Origin of the sequence: Paractinoplanes maris (genome assembly GCF_023544465.1) — a bacterium.
Lineage (GTDB): Bacteria > Actinomycetota > Actinomycetes > Mycobacteriales > Micromonosporaceae > Actinoplanes > Actinoplanes maris.
In genome coordinates, this window is the sequence record NZ_JALPVL010000004.1 from 353,314 (window position 1) to 379,314 (window position 26,001).

General features: G+C 71.8%; 25 protein-coding genes and 1 pseudogene. 10 read left to right on the forward strand and 16 right to left on the reverse strand.

Annotated features, from left to right (window positions below):
* Window positions 1-57 precede the first annotated feature (57 nt).
* Both NAG42_RS13730 and NAG42_RS13735 read left to right on the forward strand, forming a co-directional pair.
* Window positions 58-711: an HAD family hydrolase gene (locus tag NAG42_RS13730; protein WP_250030616.1), complete on the forward strand. Its 654-nt coding sequence runs from the start codon at window positions 58-60 to the stop codon at window positions 709-711.
* Window positions 712-856: 145 nt separating this feature from the next.
* Window positions 857-1,774 (forward strand): serine protein kinase RIO, encoded by a 918-nt coding sequence (locus tag NAG42_RS13735; RefSeq protein WP_438872404.1) that lies wholly within the window; start codon window positions 857-859, stop codon window positions 1,772-1,774.
* Between the two features lie 58 nt (window positions 1,775-1,832).
* Here the strand turns inward: NAG42_RS13735 and NAG42_RS13740 are convergent, their stop codons facing one another.
* From NAG42_RS13740 to acnA, 7 genes are all read right to left on the reverse strand, one after another.
* Complete coding sequence (locus NAG42_RS13740) at window positions 1,833-2,078, reverse strand: DUF2630 family protein (RefSeq protein ID WP_250030617.1); 246 nt, start codon at window positions 2,076-2,078, stop codon at window positions 1,833-1,835.
* A gap of 74 nt (window positions 2,079-2,152) precedes the next feature.
* A complete protein-coding gene (locus NAG42_RS13745; protein WP_250030618.1) occupies window positions 2,153-2,995 on the reverse strand; it encodes a DUF2705 family protein in 843 nt (280 codons plus the stop codon).
* Entirely contained in the window at window positions 2,992-3,888 is an 897-nt protein-coding gene (locus NAG42_RS13750) for an ABC transporter ATP-binding protein (RefSeq protein WP_250030619.1), read from the reverse strand. The genes NAG42_RS13745 and NAG42_RS13750 overlap by 4 nt, the downstream gene beginning before the upstream one ends.
* Window positions 3,885-4,940: a hypothetical protein gene (locus NAG42_RS13755; RefSeq protein WP_250030620.1), complete on the reverse strand. Its 1,056-nt coding sequence runs from the start codon at window positions 4,938-4,940 to the stop codon at window positions 3,885-3,887. Before NAG42_RS13755 ends, NAG42_RS13750 begins: the two co-directional genes overlap by 4 nt.
* Complete coding sequence (locus NAG42_RS13760; protein ID WP_250030621.1) at window positions 4,937-5,476, reverse strand: sigma-70 family RNA polymerase sigma factor; 540 nt, start codon at window positions 5,474-5,476, stop codon at window positions 4,937-4,939. Before NAG42_RS13760 ends, NAG42_RS13755 begins: the two co-directional genes overlap by 4 nt.
* Window positions 5,477-5,670: 194 nt before the next feature.
* Window positions 5,671-6,087, reverse strand: a complete 417-nt coding sequence (gene coaD, locus NAG42_RS13765) for a pantetheine-phosphate adenylyltransferase (protein WP_250030622.1) — start codon at window positions 6,085-6,087, stop codon at window positions 5,671-5,673.
* Between the two features lie 99 nt (window positions 6,088-6,186).
* Entirely contained in the window at window positions 6,187-8,964 is a 2,778-nt protein-coding gene (gene acnA / locus NAG42_RS13770; protein WP_250030892.1) for an aconitate hydratase AcnA, read from the reverse strand.
* A 184-nt stretch (window positions 8,965-9,148) separates the two neighbouring features.
* On the opposite strand from acnA, the gene NAG42_RS13775 reads away from it, so the two are divergent.
* The 3 genes and pseudogenes from NAG42_RS13775 to NAG42_RS13785 all read left to right on the forward strand — a co-directional run bounded on the left by NAG42_RS13775 (window position 9,149) and on the right by NAG42_RS13785 (window position 13,278).
* The gene (locus NAG42_RS13775; protein WP_250030623.1) at window positions 9,149-9,538 is read left to right on the forward strand and encodes a DUF6841 family protein; all 390 of its coding nucleotides are present in this window, start codon (window positions 9,149-9,151) and stop codon (window positions 9,536-9,538) included.
* Between the two features lie 56 nt (window positions 9,539-9,594).
* Window positions 9,595-12,429, forward strand: a pseudogene (gene pulA, locus NAG42_RS13780) (pullulanase-type alpha-1,6-glucosidase); the annotation flags it as partial.
* Window positions 12,430-12,525: 96 nt separating this feature from the next.
* Entirely contained in the window at window positions 12,526-13,278 is a 753-nt protein-coding gene (locus NAG42_RS13785) for a class I SAM-dependent methyltransferase (RefSeq protein WP_250030893.1), read from the forward strand.
* Between the two features lie 11 nt (window positions 13,279-13,289).
* Here the strand turns inward: NAG42_RS13785 and NAG42_RS13790 are convergent, their stop codons facing one another.
* Both NAG42_RS13790 and NAG42_RS13795 read right to left on the reverse strand, forming a co-directional pair.
* Window positions 13,290-14,519 carry an RNA polymerase sigma factor gene (locus tag NAG42_RS13790; protein WP_250030624.1) on the reverse strand — a complete coding sequence of 410 codons (1,230 nt, stop codon included), beginning with the start codon at window positions 14,517-14,519 and terminating at the stop codon, window positions 13,290-13,292.
* On the reverse strand, window positions 14,516-14,935 hold the full coding sequence (locus NAG42_RS13795) for a YciI family protein (RefSeq protein ID WP_250030625.1): 420 nt from the start codon (window positions 14,933-14,935) through the stop codon (window positions 14,516-14,518). The genes NAG42_RS13790 and NAG42_RS13795 overlap by 4 nt, the downstream gene beginning before the upstream one ends.
* 153 nt (window positions 14,936-15,088) lie before the next feature.
* Between NAG42_RS13795 and NAG42_RS13800 the strand changes: the two genes are divergently transcribed.
* A complete protein-coding gene (locus NAG42_RS13800; protein WP_250030626.1) occupies window positions 15,089-15,565 on the forward strand; it encodes a hypothetical protein in 477 nt (158 codons plus the stop codon).
* Here NAG42_RS13800 and NAG42_RS13805 read toward each other — a convergent pair.
* Together NAG42_RS13805 and NAG42_RS13810 are read right to left on the reverse strand one after the other, a co-directional pair.
* Complete coding sequence (locus tag NAG42_RS13805; RefSeq protein ID WP_250030627.1) at window positions 15,562-17,031, reverse strand: aminopeptidase P family protein; 1,470 nt, start codon at window positions 17,029-17,031, stop codon at window positions 15,562-15,564. The two genes, NAG42_RS13800 and NAG42_RS13805, sit on opposite strands and share 4 nt — an antisense overlap.
* Window positions 17,032-17,081: 50 nt before the next feature.
* Window positions 17,082-17,729 (reverse strand): superoxide dismutase family protein, encoded by a 648-nt coding sequence (locus NAG42_RS13810; RefSeq protein ID WP_250030628.1) that lies wholly within the window; start codon window positions 17,727-17,729, stop codon window positions 17,082-17,084.
* Window positions 17,730-17,825: 96 nt separating this feature from the next.
* Here NAG42_RS13810 and NAG42_RS13815 point away from each other — a divergent pair, with 96 nt between their 5' ends.
* On the forward strand, window positions 17,826-18,761 hold the full coding sequence (locus NAG42_RS13815) for a carbohydrate kinase family protein (protein WP_250030629.1): 936 nt from the start codon (window positions 17,826-17,828) through the stop codon (window positions 18,759-18,761).
* On the opposite strand, the gene NAG42_RS13820 is transcribed toward NAG42_RS13815, so the two are convergent.
* The 4 genes from NAG42_RS13820 to NAG42_RS13835 are packed head-to-tail and all read right to left on the reverse strand — an operon-like array spanning window position 18,758 to window position 21,246.
* Window positions 18,758-19,147, reverse strand: coding sequence for a thioesterase family protein (locus tag NAG42_RS13820; RefSeq protein ID WP_250030630.1), 390 nt, complete (start codon window positions 19,145-19,147; stop codon window positions 18,758-18,760). The two genes, NAG42_RS13815 and NAG42_RS13820, sit on opposite strands and share 4 nt — an antisense overlap.
* Before the next feature lie 9 nt (window positions 19,148-19,156).
* On the reverse strand, window positions 19,157-20,524 hold the full coding sequence (locus NAG42_RS13825; RefSeq protein WP_250030631.1) for a PH domain-containing protein: 1,368 nt from the start codon (window positions 20,522-20,524) through the stop codon (window positions 19,157-19,159).
* On the reverse strand, window positions 20,521-21,015 hold the full coding sequence (locus NAG42_RS13830; protein ID WP_250030632.1) for a PH domain-containing protein: 495 nt from the start codon (window positions 21,013-21,015) through the stop codon (window positions 20,521-20,523). The genes NAG42_RS13825 and NAG42_RS13830 overlap by 4 nt, the downstream gene beginning before the upstream one ends.
* Window positions 21,016-21,024: 9 nt before the next feature.
* The gene (locus NAG42_RS13835) at window positions 21,025-21,246 is read right to left on the reverse strand and encodes a hypothetical protein (protein ID WP_250030633.1); all 222 of its coding nucleotides are present in this window, start codon (window positions 21,244-21,246) and stop codon (window positions 21,025-21,027) included.
* Between the two features lie 270 nt (window positions 21,247-21,516).
* Between NAG42_RS13835 and NAG42_RS13840 the strand changes: the two genes are divergently transcribed.
* From NAG42_RS13840 to NAG42_RS13850, 3 genes are read left to right on the forward strand one after another with little or no spacing between them, the layout of a single operon-like run.
* Window positions 21,517-22,635, forward strand: coding sequence for an AAA family ATPase (locus NAG42_RS13840; protein ID WP_250030634.1), 1,119 nt, complete (start codon window positions 21,517-21,519; stop codon window positions 22,633-22,635).
* The gene (locus tag NAG42_RS13845; RefSeq protein WP_250030635.1) at window positions 22,617-23,711 is read left to right on the forward strand and encodes a DUF58 domain-containing protein; all 1,095 of its coding nucleotides are present in this window, start codon (window positions 22,617-22,619) and stop codon (window positions 23,709-23,711) included. The genes NAG42_RS13840 and NAG42_RS13845 overlap by 19 nt, the downstream gene beginning before the upstream one ends.
* Window positions 23,708-24,658, forward strand: coding sequence for a VWA domain-containing protein (locus tag NAG42_RS13850; protein ID WP_250030636.1), 951 nt, complete (start codon window positions 23,708-23,710; stop codon window positions 24,656-24,658). Before NAG42_RS13845 ends, NAG42_RS13850 begins: the two co-directional genes overlap by 4 nt.
* A 396-nt stretch (window positions 24,659-25,054) precedes the next feature.
* Here NAG42_RS13850 and NAG42_RS13855 read toward each other — a convergent pair whose 3' ends face one another.
* On the reverse strand, window positions 25,055-25,951 hold the full coding sequence (locus NAG42_RS13855) for an alpha/beta hydrolase (RefSeq protein WP_250030637.1): 897 nt from the start codon (window positions 25,949-25,951) through the stop codon (window positions 25,055-25,057).
* Window positions 25,952-26,001 lie beyond the last annotated feature (50 nt).

A 26,001-nucleotide genomic window follows, 5' to 3' on the forward strand; every position in this document is an offset into this window, starting at 1 on the left:
GATTTGTTAACAGTCCTGGGCTGTTCGCTGCCCTACCCGCTCACGTAAAGTGCCCGGGTGCCTCTTGTCCTGATCGCCCTCGACGACACTCTGCTCGACCGCAGCGGTGCGTTCCGGCTGTGGGCAAAGGGATTCCTCGATGAGATCGGTGCCGCCCAGGACGATCTCGACTGGTTACTCTCGGTCGACGCCGACGGCCTGACCTCGCGCTGGGACCTGGCCGACCTGATCCGGGACCGCTATCGGCTTTCCATTCCGTCGATCGACCTGGTCGAGGAACTGCACGAGGGACCGCTGGCTTTCGAGAAGCTCGACCCGCTGGTCGGGTGCGCGCTGCAGATCGCGAGCGACGCCGGACTGGTCCCGGTCGTGGTCACCAACGGCCAGGCCGAGATCCAGGACAGCCGCATCCGGCGTACCGGGCTGGACCGTTATGTAGCCGACTGGGTGATCTCGGAGCGGGCCGGGGTGAGCAAACCCAACCCCCGCATCTTCGCGCTCGCCGCCCAGCGGGTGCGGATGCGGCTGGGCGGGGCCTGGGTGGTGGGGGACAGCCCCGAGGCCGACATCGGCGGTGCGGCGGCGATGGGTCTGCCCAGTGTGTGGCTGCATCGCGGCCGCGAGTGGGTCGACAACCGGTTCGCCCCGACCGAGGTCGTCGGCAACGTGATCCAGGGGATCTCGGCCATCATGGCCGCCGCCAACAAATAGGTTGCGCGGTCCGGACGGCGTCCGGGAAAGTAAGCGCGTCGCCCGCACCGGGCCCGAGAGAGAAGGGGGTGGAACACATGGCTGTCGTTGTGCTGCCTCGTGTCCAGATCCGCCTTCCTTTCTTCTCTCTCAAGGAGACCCTCCAGTGCGCGAGCACGACTCTTTCGGCCCGGCCACCATGCGCCGCGGCCGTCGCAAGTTCGACGACGACGATCTGACCTTCGAGAAGCGGAGCGGCCCCGGGCCGCAGCTTCAGGAGGATCCCGACCTGCCGGATTCCGGCGACCGCTGGTCCACGTGGGACGGCGCGTTGCACGGGCCCGTGCCCCGGCCCGAGTGGGTCCGCACGGAGCACGGCGCGGTCGACACCGAGCTCGGCATGCTCAAGACCGGCAAGGAAGCCGACGTCTTCCTCGTCCGGCGGGCGCTGCCCGGCACCGACCAGGTCAGCATGCTGGCCGCCAAGCGTTACCGCGACGGCGACCACCGGCTGTTCCACCGCGACGCCGGCTATCTCGAGGGCCGCCGGGTCCGCCGCTCCCGCGAGATGCGGGCCATGACCAACCGCACGTCGTTCGGCAAGGAGATGATCGCCGGGCAGTGGGCGGTGGCCGAGTTCGGCGCGCTCAGCCATCTGTGGCAGATCGGCCAGGAGAGCGGCCTGGTGCGGGTGCCCTACCCGGTGCAGCTGATCGGCACCGAGCTGATGATGGAGTTCATCGGCGACTGGGAGACCGGCGAGGCGGCGCCCCGGCTCGCGCAGGTGCGGGCCGACCCCGACCAGCTCACCGACCTGTGGGGGCAGATGACCGACGCCCTGTCGGTGCTGGCCCGCGCGCAGGTGGCGCACGGTGACCTTTCGCCCTACAACACCATGGTGCACGAAGGGCGGCTGGTGCTCATCGACCTGCCGCAGATCGTGGACGTGGTCGCCAACCCGCAGGGCGGCGACTTCATCGCGCGCGACGTGCGCAACGTGGCCGCCTGGTTCACCCAGCGCGGGCTGACCGTCCAGGCCGACGAGCTGCTGGACCGGCTGCTCTACGAGGCCGGCCTCAAATGAGAACCACGGGCTTCCGGCCGCGGCCGCCGAAATGCCGGCGGCCGCGGCCGGGGCCGCGTCACTGCAGGTAGCCCTCGACCTCGCCGACGCTGTGCGCCTGCTCGGCGTTCGGGTCGTTGCCCACCTCGCGGGCGGCCCGGCGCCGGCGCAGCAGGTCCCAGCACTGGTCCAGGGCCTCCTCCAGATCCTTCAGCCGGGCGTGCTCCTCGCTCGACGAGATCTCGCCCTTGGCCAGCTGCCCGCGCAGCGTGTGCTCCTCATCGACCAAGCCGTGGATCCGGCTCAGAACAGTCTTGTCATCCATGCGGGGAAGCCTATGCGCACTTGCCCAAGCCCGTTACGTCACCGTGGTCACCAAGGCGTGTTCGAGGACACGCCTTAGACATCCCGGCGCTGGAAGGCCAGCCCGGCCAGGGCCAGGACGAGAAGGACCCAGACGGCTGCCCAGAGCAGGTAGGCGCCCGTCAAGGGGGCCGCGCTGAGGAACGGGTGCCCCTCGAACGCCTCGCTGAACTGCGTCACCAGCGACGGGTCCTGGAACGAGCGCATCGCTCCCCGCCACAGGCCGTCGGTGGGCAGCAGCATCTGCGAGACGGTGCCGATGCGCTCGACGCTCTCGTTGCCCAGCGCCTGGCCGAGACCGCCGACCACGCCCGCGATCCAGGTGGCGCCGAACAGGCCGACCGCCACCACGCCCGAGGCCATCGGGGAGATGACCGTGGACAGCAGCAGACCGAGCGTCAGCAGCGTGACCGTCTGGGCGGCCAGCAGCGCCAGACCGGTCACCGGGGCAGGTGGCCAGTAGCCGGTGGTGACCTTCACGATCACGAGCTGAGCGGCACCGGCCACGGCCACGAATCCGGCGCCGAAGGCGACCAGGCCGAGCCACTTGCCGAGCAGGACCCAGGCCCGGCGGACCGGGCGGGCCAGCACGGCGAGCGCGATGCCCGACTCCGACTCACCGGCCACGGTCGGGCCGGCCAGGAACGCGGTGCCGAGCGCGGCGATCAGGCTCAGGCCGAACATCACCAGGTTGAGCACCAGGGCGGCCGCGAACTTCGACTCGCCGCTCGTGAGGCCGCCGAACTCGGCGTCGATGCGGGAGAAGCCCCAGGCGCTCAACGACAGCAGCAGGACGGTCAGCACGGCCAGCGAGCGCAGCACCCGCCGGCGGGCCGCTTCCCGCAGCGTGAGCCCGGCGACCGTGAGCACGACTCTCATGAGGCCTCCCCTCCGCGGATGATGTCCAGCAGCCGTTCCTCCAGCGTGATCCGGCCCGGTTCGACCGCGTGCACCCGGACGCCGAGCTTGACCAGCTCGGCCACGAGGTCGGGAACCTCGTCCAAGTCCGTGATCGGCACGACGAAGGTGTCACCCTCCCGGGTGGCCTTCGCCAGCAGCGCCTCGGCCGCCGCGGTGATCCCGTCGAGCCGCAACCGCAGCTCGCGCTGACCGAGGAGCTCGGCCAGCGTCCCCGAGGCGGCGACCCGGCCGTGGTCGAGGATGACGACCCGGTCGCAGACCCGTTCCACCTCGCCGATCAGGTGCGAGTTGAGCAGCACGGCGACCTGCCGCTCGCGCAGTGAGAGGAGCAGATCCCGGACGTCGGCCCGGCCGATCGGGTCGAGCGCGCTGGTCGGCTCGTCGAGGACGACCAGCTCGGGCCGTGCGACCAGCGCGACGGCCAGCCCCAGGCGTTGCTGCATGCCCTTGGAAAAACCGCCCACCCGGTCGCCGGCGCGATCGGCCAGCCCGACCAGCCCCAGACACTCCTGCTGTTCGGCGGCCGGCACGCTGACCCCGGCCAGCCGGGTGTGCAGCCGCAGCACCTCGGCCGCGGTCAGCCAGGGCTGGTAGCGGAACAGCTCGGGCAGATAGCCGACCGCCGTCCGGGAGCGCGGGTCGGTGCCGTGCCGCCCGAGCAGCATGACCTCGCCCGCGTCGGGCCGGACCAGACCGAGCAGCATCTTGATGACCGTGGTCTTGCCCGCGCCGTTGGGGCCGAGCAGGCCGACCACCTCGCCGCGGCCCACGGTGAACGACACGTCGTCGACGGCCTGCCTGCGGCGGTAGCGTTTGCGCAGCCCGGAGGTCCACACCGCGGGTGAGGTCACCGCAGCCCCCGCGCCACCGACAGCACCTCATCGGCACTCAGTGACCCGGCCACCGCGGTGACCACGCCGTCGCGTACCCAGAGCACGGCGCTCAGTGCCCCGTCGCTCGAGGTCAGCAGGGTCGCCGGGGCGCCGCCGACCTCGGTCGGCCGGCTGGTCATCTCCTCGGGCATCACGTGCAGCGGCAGCGTCGTCCCGTCGGCCGTGAAGCTCCGCAACTGGCCGGCGACGTCGGCGGGCAGGCCGGAGAGCGACAGCAGATAGTCGCGGGCCGTCGTGAAGGGAACCCCCGTCGAGTACGCCGTGGGGGCGACGGCCCGGGCCACGATCAGCGAGGGCACGCCCTGGTTGCTCGACCACACCGCGGCGGCGCCAGGCCCGGCGGTCAGCCGGAAGCTGCTGCCGTCGAGGCCGGCGGGCATGGGTGGCGCGGCCCGGCCCGTGCCCCGGGCGAACGCGGCCACCTTCGCGGCCCGGAAGGTGAACTGGGCGCTGATCCGCTTGCCCGCTTGATATTGCGCCTCACCGGTGACCCCGCGCGGCAGCTCGGCGACCCCCGGCACGTCGAGTCCGCTCTCCTTCTCGGCGGCGGCCAGGCCGGCGACCGCGTGGATCTCGGGCCGCGACGTGATCTCGACATCCCCCCACGAGGAGAGGTCGGGCAGCCTCATCAGGTCGGCCTGGTGCACGGTGACCGGGGCGATCCGCTCGGTGCGGAAGATGGGGAACCAGTCGGCTGCCGCCGCGGCGCCCGCCCCCGCGAGCAGCACAGCAACGGCCGCGCCGGCGATGATCGGGCTGCGCAGACGGGCTCGTACCCGGTGCGCCTTCCGGTTCGGCTCGGTGACCCGCAGGCGGTTCCACGCGGCGTCGATGTCGGGGTCGGCCGGCGCGGACAGGGTCAGGGCGGCGAAGGCGGCGTCGCGGCGGGCGTCGACCAGACCTTCCCCGCAGGTGGGGCAACTCTCGATGTGCTCACGGTCGGCGTCGGTGACCCCGGCCGGGTCGTCCACCAGCCGGCGCAGCACGCCGTCGTTCGGGTGGCGTCTCATGCGTTCAACTCCTTGCGCAGGGCGGACTCGGCGCGTCGCACGGTGGTGCCGACGCTGCCGGGGGAGAGGTCGAGGGCGGCAGCCACCTCGGCGTAGCTGAGGCCGCTGTGCCGCAGGACGAGGGCGATGGCTTGTTTGCGGGGAAGCCGGGCGAGGGCCGCTCGCACCCGCCGGCGCTCCTCCGAAGCCACCACCGCGTCGGCGACGTCGGGCACGGCCGTGGCCTCGGGCCGGGCGGCCTGCTCGCGGCCGGTGCGGCGTTTTCCCGTACGGAGGTGATTGAGCGCGGTGTGGGCGGCCGCGACCGAGAGCCAGGGCAGCGCCTCACCGGCCGGGACATCGGAGCGCCCGAAGGTCAGGAACACCTCCTGCGCGACGTCCTCCGCCTCGTCGCGCGAGCCCAGCACGCGGGCCGCCACGGCCACCACGCGCGGGTAGGAGGTCCGGAAGACCTGCTCCAGATCGGGCCGGACGGCCCTCGGAGATCTCGTGAGCGCCACGCCGTCCTTCCTGCCGTGGGCCAGTGCTGAGTCCATGCCAGGTAAGCACCGCCGGGGCGGCTCATGTGACACGGTCACCGGCTTGCGGCAGGCGGGCGCCTCAGAGAAGGACGTTGAGCACCAGGGTCAGCACGATCGAGGCGACCACCGACAGCAGGATCATGCCGAGGCAGCCGAGCGGGCCGCCCAGAACTCGCACTTCCATGTTTCCGATACGCATGGCGCGGGGCTTACCCGAAGCTGTCCCCGGCAATCCGGGCGGCCGTGGATGACACCGAGGCCAGCGAAGGGCGAGCGGGCAGCAGGAGCGTGGTCACGCCGAGGGACTCGTTCATGGCGGCCAGCTCCTGCTCGTGGCGCACGTCGCGGGCGTTGCGGACCCCGCGGACGATCACCGGGGCGTCGTGCCGGTGGCAGTAGTCGGCGGTCAGGCCGCGCCACGCCGCCACGGAGACGTTGTGCCAGCTGGACGGCAGTGTGGCCCGGACGGCGGCGGCCCGGATCAGACCGGCCCGGGTGGGTCGCTTGTCGGCGTTGACGGCCACGAGCACCACCAGCTCGTCGAAGAGGTGGCGGGCGCGATCGACGACATCCAGGTGACCCGGCGTGATCGGGTCGAACGTGCCGGGGAAGACCGCGCGGGGCATGGCCCGAGCGTAGGCCGTCGTCGCGGCGTACGGGAACCTCGGGAAAGCGCGACGCCCCGCCTCCCGCAAGCGGGGGACGGGGCGTGCGGAACGCTCAGCTCAGCTCTCGAGCATCTTGCGCAGGACGTACTGCAGGATGCCGCCGTGGCGGTAGTAATCCGCCTCGCCGGGGGTGTCGATGCGCACGTCGGCGTCGAACTCGACGCCCGTGTCGGTGCGGACCTTGACCGTCCGCGGGGTGTCGCCGTCGTTGAGAGCGGTCACGCCGGTGATCGTGAACGTCTCGGTGCCGGTGAGCCCGAGCGACTCGGCGTTGGTCTTGGGCGGGAACTGCAGGGGCAGCACGCCCATGCCGATCAGGTTGGAGCGGTGGATGCGCTCGTAGCTCTCGGCGATGACGGCCCGCACGCCCAGCAGCATCGTGCCCTTGGCCGCCCAGTCGCGCGACGAGCCCGAGCCGTACTCCTTGCCGGCCAGGATGACCAGCGGGATGCCGGCCTCCTGGTAGGCCGTGGAGGCGTCGTAGATGGTGGTCTGGTCACCGGTGAGGTGGTTGACCGTGAAGCCGCCCTCGACGCCCGGCACGAGCTGGTTGCGCAGCCGGATGTTGGCGAACGTGCCGCGGATCATGACCTCGTGGTTGCCGCGGCGCGAGCCGTAGCTGTTGAACTCGTGGCGCGGGACGCCGTGCTCGGCCAGGTATTTGCCGGCCGGGGAGTCGGCTTTGATCGAGCTGGCCGGGGAGATGTGGTCGGTGGTGACCGAGTCGCCCAGCTTGGCCAGCACGCGGGCGCCGCTGATGTCGTTGACCGGCGACGGCGAGGCGGACATGCCCTCGAAATACGGAGGCTTCCGGACGTAGGTCGACTCGTCGGCCCACTCGAACGTCTTGCCCTCGGGCGTGGGCAGCGACTGCCACTGCTCGTCACCGGCGAAGACGTCGGCGTAGGCGGTGCTGAAGCCCTCGGCCCCGATCGCCGAGGCGATGACGTCGTCGATCTCCTTGGCGCTGGGCCAGATGTCGGCGAGGTGGACCGGCCGGCCGTCGGAGCCGGTGCCGAGCGGCTCGGTGGTGATGTCGATGTCCATCGAGCCGGCCAGCGCGTACGCCACGACCAGGGGCGGGGACGCCAGGTAGTTCATCTTGACGTCGGGGTTGATCCGGCCCTCGAAGTTGCGGTTGCCGCTCAGGACGCTGACCGCGGTCAGGTCGGCCTCGTTGACCGCCGCCGAGACCTCCTCGGGCAGCGGGCCCGAGTTGCCGATGCAGGTGGTGCAGCCGTAGCCGACCAGGTTGAAGCCGAGCTTGTCGAGATACGGCGTCAGGCCGGAGCGGTCGTAGTAGTCGGAGACGACCTTGGAGCCGGGGGCCAGCGTGGTCTTGACCCACGGCTTGCGGGTCAGGCCGCGCTCGACGGCCTTCTTGGCCAGCAGCGCCGCGCCGATCATGACCTGCGGGTTCGACGTGTTGGTGCAGGACGTGATGGCGGCGATCACCACGGCGCCGTGGTCGAGCTCGTACTCGACGCCGTCCTCGCCGACCACGCGGGTCGGCTTCGAGGGGCGGCCGTCGGCGCCGTTGGCCGCGCTGAACACGTGCGGCTTGTCGGCCGCCGAGTCCTCGTGGTTGGCCGGCGGGTCGCTGGCCGGGAACGACTCCTCGCTCGCCTCGTCGGCCGGGCCCTGGTCGGAGACGTAGTTGCTGAGCGCGTCGCGGAACATCTGCTTGGCGTTGTTCAGCGGCACGCGGTCCTGCGGGCGCTTCGGGCCGGCCAGCGACGGCACGATGGTCGACAGGTCGAGCTCGAGGCGCTCCGAGTAGTCGGGCTCGGCGGCCGGGTCGAGCCAGAGGCCCTGCCGCTTCGCGTACGCCTCGACCAGCGCGACCTGCTCCTCGGAGCGGCCGGTCAGCTTGAGGTACTTGATCGTCTCGTCGTCGATCGGGAAGATCGCGACGGTCGATCCGTACTCGGGCGACATGTTGCCGATGGTGGCCCGGTTGGCCAGCGGCACCGCGCTCACGCCGGGGCCGTAGAACTCGACGAACTTGCTGACCACGCCGTGCTCGCGGAGCATCTCGGTGATCGTCAGCACGAGGTCGGTGGCGGTGGTGCCGGCCGGCATCTCGCCGGACAGCTTGAAGCCGACCACCCGGGGGATGAGCATGCTGACCGGCTGGCCCAGCATGGCCGCCTCGGCCTCGATGCCGCCGACGCCCCAGCCCAGCACGCCCAGGCCGTTGACCATCGTGGTGTGCGAGTCGGTGCCGACCACGGTGTCGGGGTAGGCCTGCCCGTTGCGCTCCATGATCGTGCGGGCCAGATACTCGATGTTGACCTGGTGCACGATGCCGGTGCCGGGCGGCACGACCTTGAACTCGTTGAACGCGGTCTGACCCCAGCGCAGGAACTGGTAGCGCTCGCGGTTGCGCTGGTACTCCAGCTCGACGTTGCGGGCGAAGGCGTCCTCGCGGCCGAACAGGTCGGCGATGACCGAGTGGTCGATGACCAGCTCGGCCGGGGCGAGGGGGTTGACCTTGGTCGGGTCGCCGCCCAGATCCTTCACGGCCTCGCGCATGGTGGCCAGGTCGACCACGCAGGGCACGCCGGTGAAGTCCTGCATGAGGACCCGGGCCGGGGTGAACTGGATCTCGACGCTCGGGTCGGCCGTCTGGTCCCACCCGCCGAGGGCCCGGATGTGGTCGGCCGTGATGTTGGCGCCGTCCTCCGTCCGCAGCAGGTTCTCCAGCAGGATCTTCAAGGAGTAGGGCAGCCGGTCGTGCCCCTCGACCTTGTCGATCGTGAAAATCTCGTAGCTCGCGTCACCGACGCGGAGCTCGCTCTTCGCACCAAAGGTGTCGAGGCTGGCCACCGTCATCTCCTTCACACCCAGCGACTGTCGTTCAAGTCTTTCGCACCGAAAGGGCGGCCTTCTGGTTAGGCATACCTAACTCTCGGTTCACGTTCGCTCGTAAACCGTACGTCCGTCTTGTAAGACTGCGCAAGGCGGGGTCGTTGTCCTTCACGTTTACCCCGCTCCTGGCCCGGGCACATCTCGAACCGTGAAGGCGCCTGCCGACCTGGCCCAGCTCAGCGATTTCTTCGACCGGTACGGCAACGCTCTGACCAGCGGAGACGTTGCCTCGATCGCGAACTGCTACGCGCTGCCGGGCATGGTGGTGGCCGATGCGTACAGCTTCACCTTCGCCTCGCCGGCCGCGGTCGCCCTGTCGTTCCTGGGTGCCGCCGCGACCTATGACGACCAGCAGATCGTCGCCGCCCACGCTCAGCTGCTCGACGTGCAGCAGCTGTCGCCGGCCCTGAGCCTGGTGTCGGTCCTGTGGGAATATCTCGATTCGCGGGGAAATGCCGTTCCGGGCGAGCGCTACAGCTATCTGCTGCGGGTGGGCCCGGGCGGGCCAAGAATCACCACGGTGATTGCCACCCACTGAAAACTGTCGGGCCCTGATGCGAGTATGGCCAGGTGATCAGCTCTCCCTCCACCGTGGTGATCCACTATCAGCGCCCCGCCGGCGACTACGCCGGCTGGGGTCTGCACGCCTGGGAGGGGACGCTGGTCAAACCCGACTGGCACCGGCCACTCGCCCCCGAGGCGTTCGACGACTTCGGTGCGGTCTTCCACGTTCCGGTGGGCGATGACGCGGTCGGCCTTCGTTACGTGCTCCACCGCGGCGACGAGAAGGATCTGCCCGACGACCAGCGTCTCGACCTCACCGTGACCCGTGAGGTGTGGCTGCGGGCCGGCACCGTCGCCCCGGTTCGCCCCGATCTCGGCTCGCTGGGCCCCGAGCTCGACCGTGCCCGGGCGTTCGCGGTGTTCGTCGACCGCACGACCATCGCCCTGCCCTCGTGGCTGGCCGATCGGGCCGTCACGTTCGCGCTGATCGGTGAGACCGCGGTCCCGCTGACCGCCCGTCCCGGCGGCCTCTTCCAGGCGCAGAGCCGCCGATTCCCCCATCTGCGGGCCTATCGCGCTCATTCCGTCCGCGAGATGGGTGACGCCGCCCTCAGCGAGCTGCTGCGCGGCCCGGTGGTGGTCGAGGGCCGCGACGCCGAGGGGCAGGTCACCGCGCTCACCGGCGTCCAGCTCCCGGGCGTTCTGGATGACCTCTACGCCGACGCCGCCGACGCCGAGCTGGGCCTGGTCCTCGGTGACGACCGGCCACGGCTGTCGGTCTGGGCCCCCACCGCCCGCCGGGTCGAGCTCGAGGTGTTCAAGGCGCCGGACGACGAGCCCAAGCTGGTGCCGATGGAGCGGGACGCCCTGACCGGCGTGTGGGCGGCCGCGCTCAAGCCGAAATGGCTGGGCCGCTACTACCGCTACCGCGTCGAGGTGTGGCACCCGGCCGCCCAGCGCGTGGTCACCACCAGCGTCACCGACCCCTACTCGGTCGCGCTGGCCACCGACTCGACCCACAGCCTGCTGGTCGACCTGGACGACCCCGCGCTCAAGCCGTCCGGCTGGGAGACGCTGGTCAAGCCGCCCCCGGTCGCCGCGGCCCGGATGCAGATCAGCGAGGTGTCGATCCGCGACTTCTCGATCTTCGACCATTCGCTGTCCCCGGCCGAGCGCGGCACCTACGCCGCCTTCACCCGGGCCGGGTCGGCGTCGATGCGCCACCTGAGCTCACTGGCCGAGGCCGGGCTGACCCACCTGCACCTGCTGCCCGCGTTCGACTTCGGCAGCGTGCCCGATCGTCGCACCGACCAGGCCACGCCCGGCTGCGACCTGGCCGCCTTCGCGCCCGACTCACCCGAGCAGCAGCGCGCGGTGATGGCCGTCGCCGAGTCCGACGGGTTCAACTGGGGATACGACCCGTGGCATTACACCGCCCCCGAGGGCAGCTTCGCCGTCGACCCCTCCGGGCCGTCGCGGGTGCTCGAGTTCCGCCGCATGGTCGCCGCGCTCAACGCGGCCGGTCTGCGCGTGGTCATGGACGTCGTCTACAACCACACCATGGGCGACGGCCTCGACCGGTTCAGCGTGCTCGATCGTCTCGTCCCCGGCTATTACCACCGCCTGCTGGCCGACGGCTCGACCGCCGAGTCCACCTGCTGCCCCAACACCGCCCCCGAGCACATGATGATGAGCCGGCTGGTCGTCGACTCGGTGCTGACCTGGGCCCGTGACTACAAGGTGGACGGATTCCGGTTCGATCTCATGGGCCACCACCCGCGGGCCAACATCCTCGAGGTCCGGGTCAACCTCGACCACCTCACGGCCGAGGTCGAGGGGGTCAACGGCAAGGACATCCACCTGTACGGCGAGGGCTGGAACTTCGGCGAGGTGGCCAACGACGCCCGGTTCGCCCAGGCCACCCAGATCAACTTGGCCGGCACCGGCATCGGCACGTTCAACGACCGGATGCGCGACGCCGCCCGCGGCGGTGGCTCGTTCGGCGACCCGACCGTGCCCGGCTTCGCCACCGGGCTGGGCTCGCAGACGCCGTTGTTCGTGCACGACCAGATCAAGGTGGGCCTGGCCGGCGGACTGGCGGCCTACCGCTTCGTCACCCACACCGGCGCCGAGCAGAGCGGCGCCCAGATCGACTACAACGGCTCACCCAGCGGCTACGCGATGTCCCCGGGCGAGACGGTCAACTACGTCGACGCCCACGACAACGAGATCCTGTACGACGCGATGGCGTTCAAGCTGCCGATTGCGACCGCCGCCCTCGACCGGGCCCGGCTGCAGGTGCTGGCGCTGTCGCTGGTCGTGCTCGGGCAGGGGGCCGGCTTCGTGGCGCTGGGCAGCGAGCGGCTGCGCTCCAAATCGCTCGACCGCAACTCGCACAACTCCGGCGACTGGTTCAACCAGATCCGCTGGGACCCGGCCCTGGGCAACGGCTTCGGCGTCGGCCTGCCGCCCGCGCCGGAAAACCAGGACCGCTGGCCGCTGGCCGCGCCGCTGCTGGCCGACCCCGCGCTGATCCCGCCGCCCGACGTGATCGAGCTGACCGCCGACCGCTATCGCGAGCTGTTGCGCATCCGCCGGTCGTCCCCGGTGTTCGGGTTGCCCACGGCCGACGAGGTGCAGCGGCGGGTGACGTTCCCGCTCGGCGGCCCCGGCGAGACCCCCGGGGTGATCGTGATGTGCCTCGACGGCACCGGTCTCGACCCCCGCTGGAGCCAGCTCGTGGTCGTCTTCAACGCGACCGGCGACGACACGGTGCAGACGGTGCCGGGCGTCCCCGAGAGCCTGCGCCCGCATCCCGAGCTGGTCGAGTCGGCCGATCCGCTGCTGCGCACGGCGAAGGCGGCCGTGGGCAATCTGACCGTTCCCGCCCGATCGGTGGCGGTCTTCGTGGCCGACGCCGTCTGAGGTTCCGCTGTGAGTCCCCTCCCGGATGGCTGGGCGGGGTCGCGCTCAGCCCCGCCCTGCGAAAGGATGGGCGCGGGAGGTGGGCTGTTGCGCGAGGTGAACTACGACGATCGGCAGCATCTGGTCTATGCGCGGGCTCGTGCGTTGACCCCCGAGAGGCTGACCGAGTGGCTGCGCGTGTTCGCGCGGCACGCTCCCGAGCGGCGCCCGCTGGCCGTGCTCGACCTGGGCTCCGGCACCGGCCGGTTCACCCCCGAGCTGGCCGCTGAGTTCGGCGGGCCGGTCTGGGGCGTCGAGCCGTCCGACCACATGCGCGCCGGCGCCGAGCAGCACGCGCCCCATCCCGCCGTGACCTACCTGGCCGGTTCGGCCACTGCCATCCCGCTGCCCGACGCGAGCTGCGACCTCGTCCTGGTGTTCCTGGTGCTGCACCACGTCCGCGACCACGCGACCGCGGCGGCCGAGATCGCCCGAGTCCTGCGCCCGGGCGGCCGTGTGCTGATCCGCAGCCTGTTCCCCGACCGCATGCCCGAGCTGCCGTGGTACAGCTACTTCCCCGGCGCCCGGGACATCGACGAGCAGGTCTTCCCGCGGATGGACCCGTTGCTGGAGACGTTCGCGGCCGCCGGTCTGCGCTTCGTGACAGTCGACCGGGTGCAGGAGCGCATCGCCGACAGCCTGGCCGACTACGAGGTCCGGCTCAAGCTGCGCGGCTCGTCGACGTTCGAGCGCCTGACCGAGCTCGAGATCGTCGAGGGGTTCGACGCGCTCGAGGCCGCGGTGCGCGCCGAGCGCCGCCCCCGGCCGGTCGAGGAGGAGAGCGACCTGCTGGTGCTCGCGCGGGCCTGACCCTCCGGGAGTCAGGTGAGGGTCGCGGCCTTGGCCAGCAGGACGGTTCGCTCGCGGGTGTTGGTGCACAGGCGGGCGGCCAGTTCCAGCTCGGCGCGGGCCTCGGCGGTCCGGCCCAGTCGTCGCAGCAGCTCGCCCCGGACGCTCGGCAGCAGGTAGGAGCCGGGCAGGCGGTCGGTGGCCACCAACTCGTCGACCAGGAGCAGAGCCGGGCCCGGGCCGGTGGCCATCGCCACGGCCACGGCGTGGTTCAGGTCGACGATGGGGGACGGGGCGACCCGGCCCAGCGCCTCGTAAAGCAGCACTATGCGCTCCCAATCGGTGTCGGTGACCGATCCGGCGACGGCATGGCAGGCGGCTATCGCGGCCTGCAAGCCGTACGGGCCGAGGCCGCGACCCGCGGCAGTGGCCTGACCCAGAGCCGCCAGGCCGCGGCGGATCGCCGAGCGGTCCCAGCGACGGCGGTCCTGGTCCTCCAGCAGGATCGCGTCGCCGTCGGGGGTGGTGCGGGCCGGGAAACGGGACGTGGTCAGCTCGCACAGGGCGATCAGGCCGAACACCTCCGGCTCGCCGGGCAGCAGGGCGGCCAGGGTGCGAGCCAGACGGGTCGCCTCGTAGGCCAGGCCGGTGCGCAGCAGGCTGTCACCGGCGGTGGCGGTCGAGCCCTCGGTGAAGATGACATAGAGGACGCTCAGGACGCCGCCCAGGCGCTCCCGGCGCTCGTCGGCCGGAGGGATCTCGAACGGCACCCGGGCCGCCGCGATGGTCTTCTTGGCCCGGGTGATGCGGGCCTGGATCGTCGGCACCGGCACCAGGAACGCGCGGGCGATCTCCTCGCTGGACAGGCCGCCGACCGTCCGCAGGGTGAGCGCGACCCGGGCCTCGGGGGAGAGGACCGGATGACAGGCGACGAACATCAGCGCGAGCACGTCGTCGTCGATCCGGTCCGGATCCCACAGGTGGCCGTCGCCGCCGTCGGTGTCCTCCGCGGCCAGCAGTGCGTATCTCTCGTCCCGGGCGGCCCGGCGGCGGAAGCTGTCGATGGCCCGCCGCCGGGCGGTGTTGAGGAGCCAGCCGACCGGATTGGCCGGCTCGCCGTCCCGCGGCCAACTGGTCAAGGCCTCGGCCAGCGCCTCCTGGGCCACGTCCTCGGCCAGCTCGAGATCACCGCCGGTGTAGCGGGTGAGCGCGCCGACGATCCGGGCCGACTCGATGCGCCAGACGGCCTCGAGAGCGGTCACAGCTGGCCGGTCTGCTCACGCCAGGCGCGCTCCCGCTGAACGAACTCGTTGTCCTGCGGGAACTCGTCGATGCCGGGCACGCGGCGGATCTCGGACTTCGAGCCCGGGATCGCCGGCATCCGCTTGGCCCACTCGATCGCCTCCTCCTGCGACGCGACGTCGAGGATGTAGAAGCCGCCGAACAGCTCCTTGGTCTCCCCGTAGGGCCCGTCGGTGACGACCGGCGTCTCCCCGCTGTAGTCGACCACCACGCCCTTCGCCGCGTCGTCGAGGCCCTCGGCGGCGACCAGCACGCCGGCCTTGATGAGCTCCTCGTTGAAGCGGCCCACCGAGGCGAGCATGTCCTCGAAGGGCGTCTCCATCATCGTGGCCAGGCTCTCGTCGGTGTTCCTCATGATCAGCATGTACTTCGTCATGGTGACGTTCTCCTCGGTGTCCGATCCGGTCGCTTGTCGACCTTCTCATCCACTGGTCGAACGGGTGAGCCGGCGATCGACACCACCCACGACAAATTTCGGGAAGCGTCGTTGCGCTACCGTGCGGGTCGGTTTTCGGCGAGGGGAGACGTTGTGCGGTTGCAATGGGCCTGGGGCGGCATCGCTCTGGTGGCACTGGCCGGCGGGTGCACGTCGTCGTCGGATGACGCGAAGAGCCCCCCGGCCGCGCCCGCCTCACCTCCGGCGTGGACCGAGCCGGCGGCCTACTCTTACGTGCTCGCCCGGGGCTGCGACGCGGCCGCGCCCGCCGGGCGCTACGAGGTGCGGGTGAAGGCCGGGGCGGTCGCCGAGTCCAACCGGCTGGACGCCGCGCCGGTCGAACCGTCGAGCGGCTCGGGTGAGGACCTCGGCCCGGCCACCGGCGACACCGGTGAGGAGATCGAGGCCTTCACCCTCAAGGACCTGCTCGAGATGGCCCAGACCGCCTCCGAGGACGGCGGCCAGGTCACCAAGGCCTTGGACACCACCGATGGTCACCCGGTCAAGGTGACCATCGATGTCGGCTCGGGCCCGGAGTGCTGGACCGTCAGCGACTACCAGCCGGCCTAGCCGGGCAGCCGGGGGCCGGCCTCGCGCTGCGCGTCCATCCACGTCTCGACGTCGGCCGACGAGCGGGGCAGGCCGGCCGACAGGTTGGTGCAGCCGTCGGCGGTGACCAGCACGTCGTCCTCGATGCGGACGCCGATGCCGCGCAGCTCGGCCGGCACCAGATCGTCCTCGGGCTGGAAGTAGAGCCCGGGCTCGACCGTCAGCACGTAGCCCTCCTGCAGCGGGCCGTCACGATAGGTCTCGTTGCGGGCGGCGTGGCAGTCGTGCACGTCGATGCCCAGCATGTGACCGAAGCCGTGCAGGGTCCACCGGCGGTAGACGGTGCTCGTGTCGCTCATCGCCTCGTCGACGCTGACCGGGAGCAGACCGAGGTCGTGCAGGCCCTCGGCGAGCACCCGCATGCAGGTCTTGTGCACATCCTTGAACAGCACGCCGGGCTTGATGGCGTCCATGCCGGCCTGCTGTGACGCGTGCACGATGTCGTAGACCTGGCGCTGCAGCGGCGTGAACCGGCCGCTCACCGGGACCGTGCGGGTCACGTCGGCGGTGTAGAAGTTGTCGCCCTCGACGCCCATGTCCATCAGCAGCAGCTCGCCGGGCATGGTCACGCCGGTGTTGCGCACCCAGTGCAGGATCGTCGCGTGGGCGCCGGCGCCGACGATCGAGCCGTAGCCGACGTCGTTGCCGTCGTGCCGGGCGCGCAGGCCGAAGACCCCCTCGAGTAGGCGCTCCTTGACCCCGCGGTCGGCCGGCAGCACGCGGGCGACGTCCTCGAAGCCGCGGACGGTGGCGTCGATCGCGGCCTGCAGCTGGGCGATCTCCCACTCGTCCTTGACCAGCTTGAGCTCGCTGAGCACCCAGGCCAGCTCGCGGTCGCGGGGCTTGTCGCGGTCGGGCTCGTAGGCCAGCACGGTGCGGTCGACCGCCGGGTCGAGGCCGCGCAGCACCCTCGTGCGCCCCGGGGCGGAACCGGCCAGAGCCGTGCCCAGCTCGCCCAGCGAGGCCGTCTCGACGCCCAGCTCGGTCGATTTCTCGGCCAGCGTGCGGGTGCGGCCGACCCACAGCTCGCCGTTGCGGCTGCGGAAGAAGGCGTCGGTGTCCTTGGAGTTGCGCTGGTGGGTGTAGAGCGTCGCGTCGTGGCCGGAGCCGCTGGGCCGCAGCACGAGCACGCTGTCGGGGTCGCGGTCGCCGGTCAGGTAGACGAAGTCGCTGCCCGGGCGGAACGGGTAGTCGGTGTCGTTGGCCCGGACCTTCTCGTTGCCGGACGGGATGATCAGCGTCTCGCCCGGGAAGGCCTCGGAGAGCGCGTTGCGGCGCTTCGCGTAGTTGGGCACCTCGGGCTGCGGGCTGACGGCCAGCGGGTCCTCACGCCACCCGGACCGCATGAACTGCAGGAAGGCCTCGGGGAAGGCGGGGTCGTGAGATTCCGTCTTGGCCGCGGGTTGCGCGGCCTTCTGCTCGGCCATGGTGGCGCCTCCGATCGTGTGACCCCGACGTTACCGCCTCCCCCGGAGGCTCAGCGTCGCGGCAGGGTCAGACAGGCCACCCGCGGTCCGGCCGTCCCGGCGACACCGTCGGCCGTCCTGGTCTGCTCGGCGTGCAGGATGAGCGACCGCGCCGACTGGCCGGCCGGGAAGGTCCAGGGCTGCACGGCCGACACGGTCGCCGTCCCATAGCCGTCGACGGTGAAGTCGAGCCACACCTCGTTGCGCGGGTTCGCGTAGGACGCGTCGACCGACGGCTTCTTCGGGTCCTTGTCGTGCTGATAGTGCGGGCCGGCCTGGTCGGGCAGTGCGGTGCAGGGCTCGGTGTGCAGGTGGGCGCCGTACGTCTTGCGCGGGATCAGGCCACCGGTCTCCAGCCGTACCTCGGTCTTCCCGGGGGTCTGCGCGATCGCGACCGAGGCCGTCGCGCCGGGCGGGACCACCGCCGGGTCGTAGGTGATCGCGGTCGAGCCGGACCGGTAGGGCAGGAAGGTGCCCGACGCGACCGTGTCCGGCGCCCACGAGGCGGTGGGGGCCGGGCTCGACGGGCCCTGGTGGAGCGTCCAGGCCGAGGCGGTGGTGATCATCGACGCGGGGGCCGCCGGGCCGATCTCCGCGGCGTTCGTGCAACCGGTGATCATGAACAGGGGCACGGTGAGGGCAGCTACGCGAGCAAACATTCCACGATCATCCCAAAAATGGACATATCGTGCGAGCTCTGGTGCTGCGCGTTCCCGGACGGAAGGCTGTTGCCATCACGACACAGGAGGCATGGCATGGGCTACGCGGTGGTGCTCGGCGAGGCGCTGATCGACCTCCAGGAGGCCGAGCAGGCCGGTGAGGTGGTCTACCGTCAGGCGGTCGGCGGCGCGCCGCTCAACGTCGCGGTCGGGGCGACCCGGCTCGGGGGTCAGGTGCAGTATGTCGGCTCGCTGAGCGACGACGTGCTGGGCAACCGGCTCGCCGTCTTCCTGACCGAGCGCGGCGTCGGCACGACCGGGGTCAAGCGGGTGTCCGTGCCGACCACGCTCGCGGTCACCACCTTCGTGGGCGCCGAGCCGACCTTCACGTTCTACGGCGAGCCACCCTCGTACGCACTGCTCGGCCCGGCCGACCTCGACACGGCCGTCGTCAGCGGGGCCGACGTGCTCTACACGGGCTCGATCTGCCTGCTGCGCGAGCCGTTCCGGGCCGCCGCCCGGGCCGCGTGGGCGGTGCCCGGGCCGCTGCGCGTCTTCGACCCCAACGCCCGGCCCACCCTGCTGCCCGACGGCGCCGCCGTGACCCACCTGCGCGAGCTGTCCGAGGAGTTCTTCGCGACGGCCGACCTGGTCAAGCTGAGCGCGGCCGACGCCGAGGTGCTCTACGACGGGGCCACGCCCGAGCAGGCGGCCGAGCGCATCCGGGGGCTGGGGGCCGAGGCGGTGGTGGTCACCCGGGGGTCCCAGGGGGCCTTCGTGTCGGCCGCCGAGGGCTCGGTCATGTTGCCCGCGCCGCAGGTCGACGCGATCGACGCGACCGGTGCCGGCGACTCGGTGATGGGTGCCCTCGTGCGCCGCCTGCTGGCCGAGGGCCGGCCCAAGGATCTGGACGGCTGGCAGCGCAACGTGCGTTACGCGCTGGCCGTGGCCGGCCTGGTCTGCGAGCGCCGCGGGGGCGCCGTGGCCATGCCGACCAACGAGGAGGTCACCGCACGCTGGGGCGCGCTCTAGCCGATCGCCCTTTGGATGAAGCGCTGACGGTCGAGCACCATCCGCTCGACCCGCACCTCGGCGACGAGGTCGTCGTCGTGGCGCACGACGACGTCGAAATACAGCTTGCGTCCCTCGACCTTGGTCAGCGTGGCCAGGGCGTGCACGTGGTGGCCGACCGGGCTCGGGATCAGGTGGGCGATCTCGGCCCGCACGCCGACCGTGGTGATGCCGCCGGGCAGGTGGCGGGCGGTGGCGGCCACCGTGGCGGCCTCGGCGAGCGCCAGAACCCTGGGCGTGGCCAGCACCGGCACGTCACCCGAGCCGAGCGTCTGGGCGGTGTCGGCGTCGGTGACGGTCAGCTCGACCCGGGCGCTGAGACCGGGTGGGAATTCCGGAATCTCCATGGCCCGAGCTTAGGGCGTCGGCTCCGGGGTCCGGGCCCGCCGGGCCCGGACCGCCAGTTCGGCGGCCAGCGCGTACGCCTCGGCCAGATCACGGTCCTTGGCCTGGCCGGACCGGCCCCGCGCGGTGTCGGCATAGACGGTGGCCAGCCCCAGCCGGCGCTGCAGCGGGCCCTGCACCACCCGGACGCTCTGCAGCCGGGCGTACGGCACCAGGTGCATCTCGCGGGTCAGCAGCCCCCAGCGGGTCACCAGCACCTCGGGGGTCAGCCCGACGCCGATCGACCGCAGCGCCAGCGGGTTGAGCCAGCGGGCCCGTCGCGGCGGCGGCGAGGTGGCCAGCGCGGCCAGGTCGACACCGGGCAGCACCTCCCACACCAGCCCGCGCGCGGTGGCGAACTCGCCCACCGGCAACAGCCGGTCCGAGCGTTTCGAGTCCCCGCCACCCTCGCCCGCGTAGCCGGCGACGTCGAGCCGCAGATGCAGCCAGCCCTGCCCGCGCCAGAGCAGCGGCCACGTCGCGCCGACCGCCTGCACCCGGTTGAGCGGCACCACCTGGCTGCGCGTCTCGAGCAACCCGTAGCGCACCACCAGCCGGCCCTCCGGGTCCCGGGCCAGCCGGAAATCCCAGTCCTGCAGGACGCGGCGCACCGGCTGCAGCAGCACACCGGCCATCGCGGTCACCGTGCTGGCGATGCCGACGAAGGTCCACGACCCCTCCATCACGAACTGGAGCACCACGAACGCCACGCCGACCGGCAGGAAGAACGCCTGCGGCGTGAGCAGCTGGCTGACCACGAGATCACGGTTACGGACCCGGAGCAGAGCGCGTTCTAGGGCGGGAGCGATCGGCGCTGCCGCGGTTTCGAGCTGGTCGGTGGGCTGAGCTTGCGCGGTACGGCCGGCCAGTGCGAGCAGCCGCTGCCGGAGCGCCGCCGCCTCGCGCACCGTCAGGTAGGCCAGCGGAGCCTCGGTCTTGCCGCCGCCGATCACCTCGAGGCGGAGCTCGGCCAGCCCGGTGAGCTGGGCCAGCAGCGGCCGCCGGAGCTCCACCGCCTGGAGCCGCTCGAGCGGGATGGCCCGGTTGCGCCGCCACACCACACCGTCGGTGATGCGCAGCTCGCGGCCGACCACCTGATAACCCGTGGTCAGCCAGCCGAAGATCGAGAAGACCACCACGGCGACCGCGATGACCAGCACGACGAGCGCGAACCGTTCCAGCCCGACCTGCGACAGCGTCTGCCAGGAGAGGGCGGCGACCACCACGGCGATGCTCTTGGCGCCGTGCAGCACCGGACTGAGCGGGTGGAGCCGGCGGCGGGGCTCGGCGACGGCGGCCTCGGGCGGCGCGGTCGGTTGCGGGGGGCCGGCGGCGGTCACAGGCCCTCGGCCCGGTCCTCGCCCAGCGTGGTGAGCCGGTCGCGGAGCCGGGACGCCTCGGCCGGCGGCAGCCCGGGGATGCGGGCGTCGCTGGCCGCCGCGGCGGTGTGCAACTGCACGGTGGCCAGCCCGAAAGCCCGTTCGAGAGGGCCGGCCGTCACGTCGACGAACTGCATGCGGGCGTACGGGACGATCGAGAGCCGCCGCACCAGCAGGCCGTGCCGGACCAGCAGGTCCTGGTCGCGTTCCGCGTAGCCCCAGGCCCGGACGGCCCGGACCGTGACGAACGAGCGCCAGATCGCGTTGAGCACGACCAGCGCGATGCCGAGCTGCCACAGCCAGTGGCCCTGCAGCACCAGGCCGACGACGAGGCCGGCGACCAGGATGATCGTCCAGCTCCAGCGGACGATCAGCTCCACTGTGATCAGCTTGGGCGAGACCGTCCGCCACTCGACGGTGTCGGGCCAGGGGGTCAGGGCGTCGACGGTCACCCCCTGAGCCTAGGAGATCGGCGCATCGGACGCCGCACCGAAGGGCGTCACTTCGCGCAGGAATCCGCGGACGTCCAGGAATTGACCCAGCGTGACCCGGTGCTCGTCGCAGGCCAGCCAGGTCTTGCGGTAGTCAGGGGTGTGCAGCTTGGGATTGTTCCACCGGAGCTGCCAGACGGCGTCAGCGCGACATCTCTTGGATGAGCACTGGGGCTCGACGGGGCCATCCATGCTCTGAAGTATAGGAACTCTGAAGTGTATGAGCGCCGGGCGACCACGGGGGAAGTCGCCCGGCGACGGGGACGATGTTACACGCTTCGGGGCGCGGCGCATCCTCCCCGCGGAGGTGCCCGATCCGGCGTATCGCGCAGAAAGATCGACTCCGTCGACCCATGGCGAGGAGCACCGGCGGCGCGTAATGCGACACCAGAAGGACGCTCTCAGGTCGGTCGTGTAAGTCTTGAGCGTCGGCATTGGCTTTTCGATCGCTGTGGAGGACCGGTGGCTCAGCCGTTCACGCCCGAGACCGAGATCAACTCCGGTGCCGGTGCCCCCGTGCCCCCGGCTCAGGACGCGTCCCAGCTCGAGCGGGCGATGTTCGAGGTCAAGCGGGTCATCGTGGGCCAGGACCGGATGGTCGAGCGGATGTTCGTGGCGCTGCTCGCGCGCGGGCACTGCCTGCTCGAGGGTGTCCCCGGCGTCGCCAAGACCCTGGCCGTCGAGACGCTGGCCCGGGTGGTCGGCGGCAGCTTCTCCCGCGTGCAGTTCACCCCCGACCTGGTGCCGGCCGACATCGTCGGCACCCGCATCTACCGCCAGAGCAACGAGAAGTTCGACGTCGAGCTCGGCCCCGTCTTCGTCAACTTCCTGCTGGCCGACGAGATCAACCGGGCGCCGGCCAAGGTGCAGTCGGCGCTGCTCGAGGTCATGGCCGAGCACCAGGTGTCGATCGGCGGTCAGACCCACGAGGTGCCGACCCCGTTCCTGGTGATGGCCACCCAGAACCCGATCGAGCAGGAGGGCGTCTACCCGCTGCCCGAGGCCCAGCGCGACCGCTTCCTGATGAAGATCCTGGTGGGCTACCCCACCGACGCCGAGGAGCGCGAGATCGTCTACCGGATGGGGGTCAGCGCCCCCGAGCCCAAGACGGTCTTCACCACCGAGGACCTGCTCGGCCTGCAGCGCCGGGCCGACCAGGTGTTTGTGCACAACGCCCTGGTCGACTACACGGTCCGGCTGGTCCTGGCCACCCGCGCCCCGGCTCAGCACGGCATGCCCGACGTGGCCCAGCTGATCCAGTACGGCGCGAGCCCGCGCGCCTCGCTGGGCATCGTCCGCGCGACCCGGGCCCTGGCCCTGTTGCGCGGCCGTGACTACGCGCTGCCGCAGGACGTGCAGGACATCGCGCCCGACATCCTGCGCCACCGGCTGGTGCTCAGCTACGACGCGCTGGCCGACGACATCCCGGCCGACCACATCGTGGCCCGCATCATGCAGAGCGTCCCGCTGCCCTCGGTCGCGGCCCGCCAGGGCACCTCGCCCAACGGCACCCACCCGGCCGCCCCGGTCAGCGGCGGCCCGCAGCCCCAGTCCGGTGCGGTATGGCCGGCCCAGCACTAGACGGCCGGCCCGGCCCGGACCCCGGCGGCCGGACCGGCTCGGCGCTGGGCGGCTCCGCCCGGACCGCGGCGCTGGGCGGCTCCGCCCGGGCCGCGGCGCTGGGGGGCGAGGCCGGCACGGCGCGGGCCGAGGCCGTCCTGTCCCGGCTGCAGCTGCTGGTCACCCGCAAACTCGACGGGCTGCTCCAGGGCGACTACGCCGGTCTGCTGCCCGGCCCCGGCAGCGAGGCCGGTGAATCCCGCGAATACCGGCCCGGCGACGACGTGCGCCGCATGGACTGGCCGGTCACCGCCCGCACCACGATGCCGCACGTACGCCGTACAGTGGCCGACCGTGAGCTCGAGACCTGGATGGCGATCGACCTGAGCGCCAGCCTCGACTTCGGCACCGCCCAGTGGCTCAAGAGCGACCTGGTGCTCGCGGCGGCCACGGCGATGGCCCACCTGACCGTGCGCGGCGGCAACCGCATCGGCGCCGTCGTGGGCACGGGCTCTCTCGCCGAGGCGCAGCCGCGCCGCTGGCGCCGCGACAAGACCGGACCGCCGGCGGCGACCGCCCCGTCGGTCGTACGGATGCCCGCGCGACCCGGCCGCAAAGAGGCCCAGGGCCTTTTGCGCGCGATCGCCGGCACGCGCATCCGCCCCGGCCGGACCGACCTCGGCGAGCTGATCGACATGCTCAACCGGCCGCCCCGCCGCCGCGGCGTGGCCGTCGTGATCTCCGACTTCATGTCTCCCGTCGACGGCTGGTCCCGGCCCGTCCGCAAACTCGGCGTGCGTCACGACGTGCTCGCCATCGAGGTCGTCGACCCGCGCGAGCTGGAACTGCCCGACGTCGGCGTGCTCACCCTGGCCGACCCCGAGACCGGCGAGCTGCACGAGGTGCAGACCGCCGACGAGAAACTGCGCCACCGGTACGCCGAGGCGGCGGCCGAGCAACGCGGTGCGATCGCCGGCGCCCTGCGCGCGGCCGGCGCGGCCCACCTGCGCCTGCGCACCGACACCGACTGGCTGTTGGATATGGTCCGTTTCGTGGCCGCCCAACGACACGCACGCACCCGGGGGACGACCCGATGATCCGTTTCCTCGAGCCGTGGTGGCTCCTGGCGATTGTGCCGGTGCTGCTGCTGGCCGGCGTCTACACCTGGCGGCAGTTCCGCAAACGCACGTACGCGATGCGGTTCACCAACGTCGACCTGCTGCGCACGCTCGCGCCCAAGGGGCTGGGCTGGCGCAAGCACATCTCGGCGGTGGCGCTGCTGCTCTCGCTGCTGACCCTGGGCGCCGCGCTGGCCCGCCCGTCGGTCGACAAGGAGGAGCCGCTCGAGCGGGCCACGGTGATGCTGGCCATCGACGTGTCGCTGTCGATGGAGGCCGACGACGTGGCCCCCAACCGCATCGAGGCGGCCCAGGAGGCGGCCAAGGCGTTCGTCAACGAGCTCCCGCCGACCTACAACCTGGGCCTGGTGTCGTTCGCGAAGGCGGCGAACGTGCTGGTGTCGCCGAGCAAGGACCGCTCCGAGGTGCTGTCGGCGATCGACGGGCTGACCCTGGCCGAGGCGACGGCGACCGGCGAGGCGGTCTTCACCTCGCTCGACGCGATCCGCTCGGTGCCGGCCGACGGGGCCGACGGCGCGCCCCCGGCCCGCATCGTGCTGCTGTCCGACGGCTACCGCACCTCGGGCCGCTCGATCGAGGACGCGGCCACCGCGGCGTCCCAGGCCAACGTGCCGGTCTCGACGATCGCGTTCGGCACGGACACCGGCGTGGTCGACATCCGCGGCGCGCTGCAACGGGTGCCGGTCGACCGGTTGTCACTGCAGCAGCTGGCCGAGAACACCAAGGGCTACTTCTACGAGGCGGCCTCGGTCAGTGAGCTCAAGCAGGTCTACGAGGACATGGGCAGCTCGATCGGGCACCGGGTGGAGCCCCGCGAGGTCACTCAGTGGTATGCGGGGCTCGCGTTGCTGCTCGGTCTGGCCGCGGCCGGGCTGTCGCTGATCTGGACGTCCCGGCTGCCCTGACCTTCGTCTTCCCGGTCTTTCAGGGCGTGCTGTGGGCCAGGACGAACAGGACGACGACGTAGACGGCGGCAACCGTGAAGGTCAGGGGCGCGATGAGGTTCTTCATCCGAATGACTTCTTCCGCTGGTGAGTGGCGTTTTCAGCGCACGTCACGTCGCGGCCGGCACCCACGCATCCGGCGTCGCGGCGCACACGACTCACCCGGCGCGCCCCCGCGGGCGGACCGGTGGATGCGGGGCTGGTCTGTCTTCGTCAGCGGCTGGGCTGACGGCTGGTCAGCGGATTCGCTGACTGACGGCCCGGCCACGACTAGGAGGATCGCTATCTCGCACAGCGATCACCTCCAACAAGTCGTTCGGCGTCAGGACCGCGTGAACTGTACCCCTTAAGGCGCTCCTAAGAAACGCGGCCCGGCATGTCGTGTTCAGGACCACCCGTCAGGACGACGTCAGCCACCGCCCGCAAGGTCGAACTGCCCGGTACGAGATAGAAGTCGTGCCCGGCCACACCATCGGTGGGCAGCGCGTTCGCGCCGAAACCGGGCGAGCTGGGACGGCGGCCGAGACCCAGCCCGAGCACCCGCACCTGCGGGATGCGGCGGATCCAGTCGGTCGGGGCGAGCGCCGACCAGACCCGCGCGCCGCCGAGCTCATCCGCCCGGTCGGCTCCGATCCCGGGCGCGCCGAGCGTGACCACATCGGCGACCCCGGGAAGCTCCCGGGCGGCGAGACCGACCACGATCGAGCCGTAGCTGTGGCCGATCAACGTGACCCGGGTGCCGGGCCGCCGCGTCCCCAGATCACGGACGAAGGTGGTCAGCGCGGCGGCGCCGGCGCGGGCCCGGCCCTCGGTGGCGGCGGCCGGGCCGAGGCCCTCCGGCGGGTCGTAGCCGAGCCAGGCGATGACGGCGGTGTGCGGGTCGCGCTTGGCCAGCAGGTCGTGCAGGGCGCGGGCCTGGACGCCGGGAGCGCGGCGGGGGACGCCGCCGAGGCCGCGGTCGAAGTCGGCCAGGGTGGTGTCCACGCCGGGGACGAGGATCGCGATGCGGGTGGCCGTCGCCAGGTCGCCGAGGACTTCGGCCGCGCGGCCGTCGCCGGCCGGGTCGAAGAAGAGGAAGTGGCGGCCGTGGGCGGCCCAGGTGGCGTAGGGGCAGCCGGTGGCGAGCATGTGGGTGGCGGTCTCGCGGTAGGTGGCCGCGAGGCTGCTCGGGGCCGGCGGGACAGCGGCTGCGGCTCGTTGGGCGGGAGCGAAGAACGGGAGGGCGAGCAGGCTGATCAGGATGAGGATGCGCATGCCGCGGAGCGTCCGGCCGAAGTGGCCCCCGGATCGTCACCCCACAGACC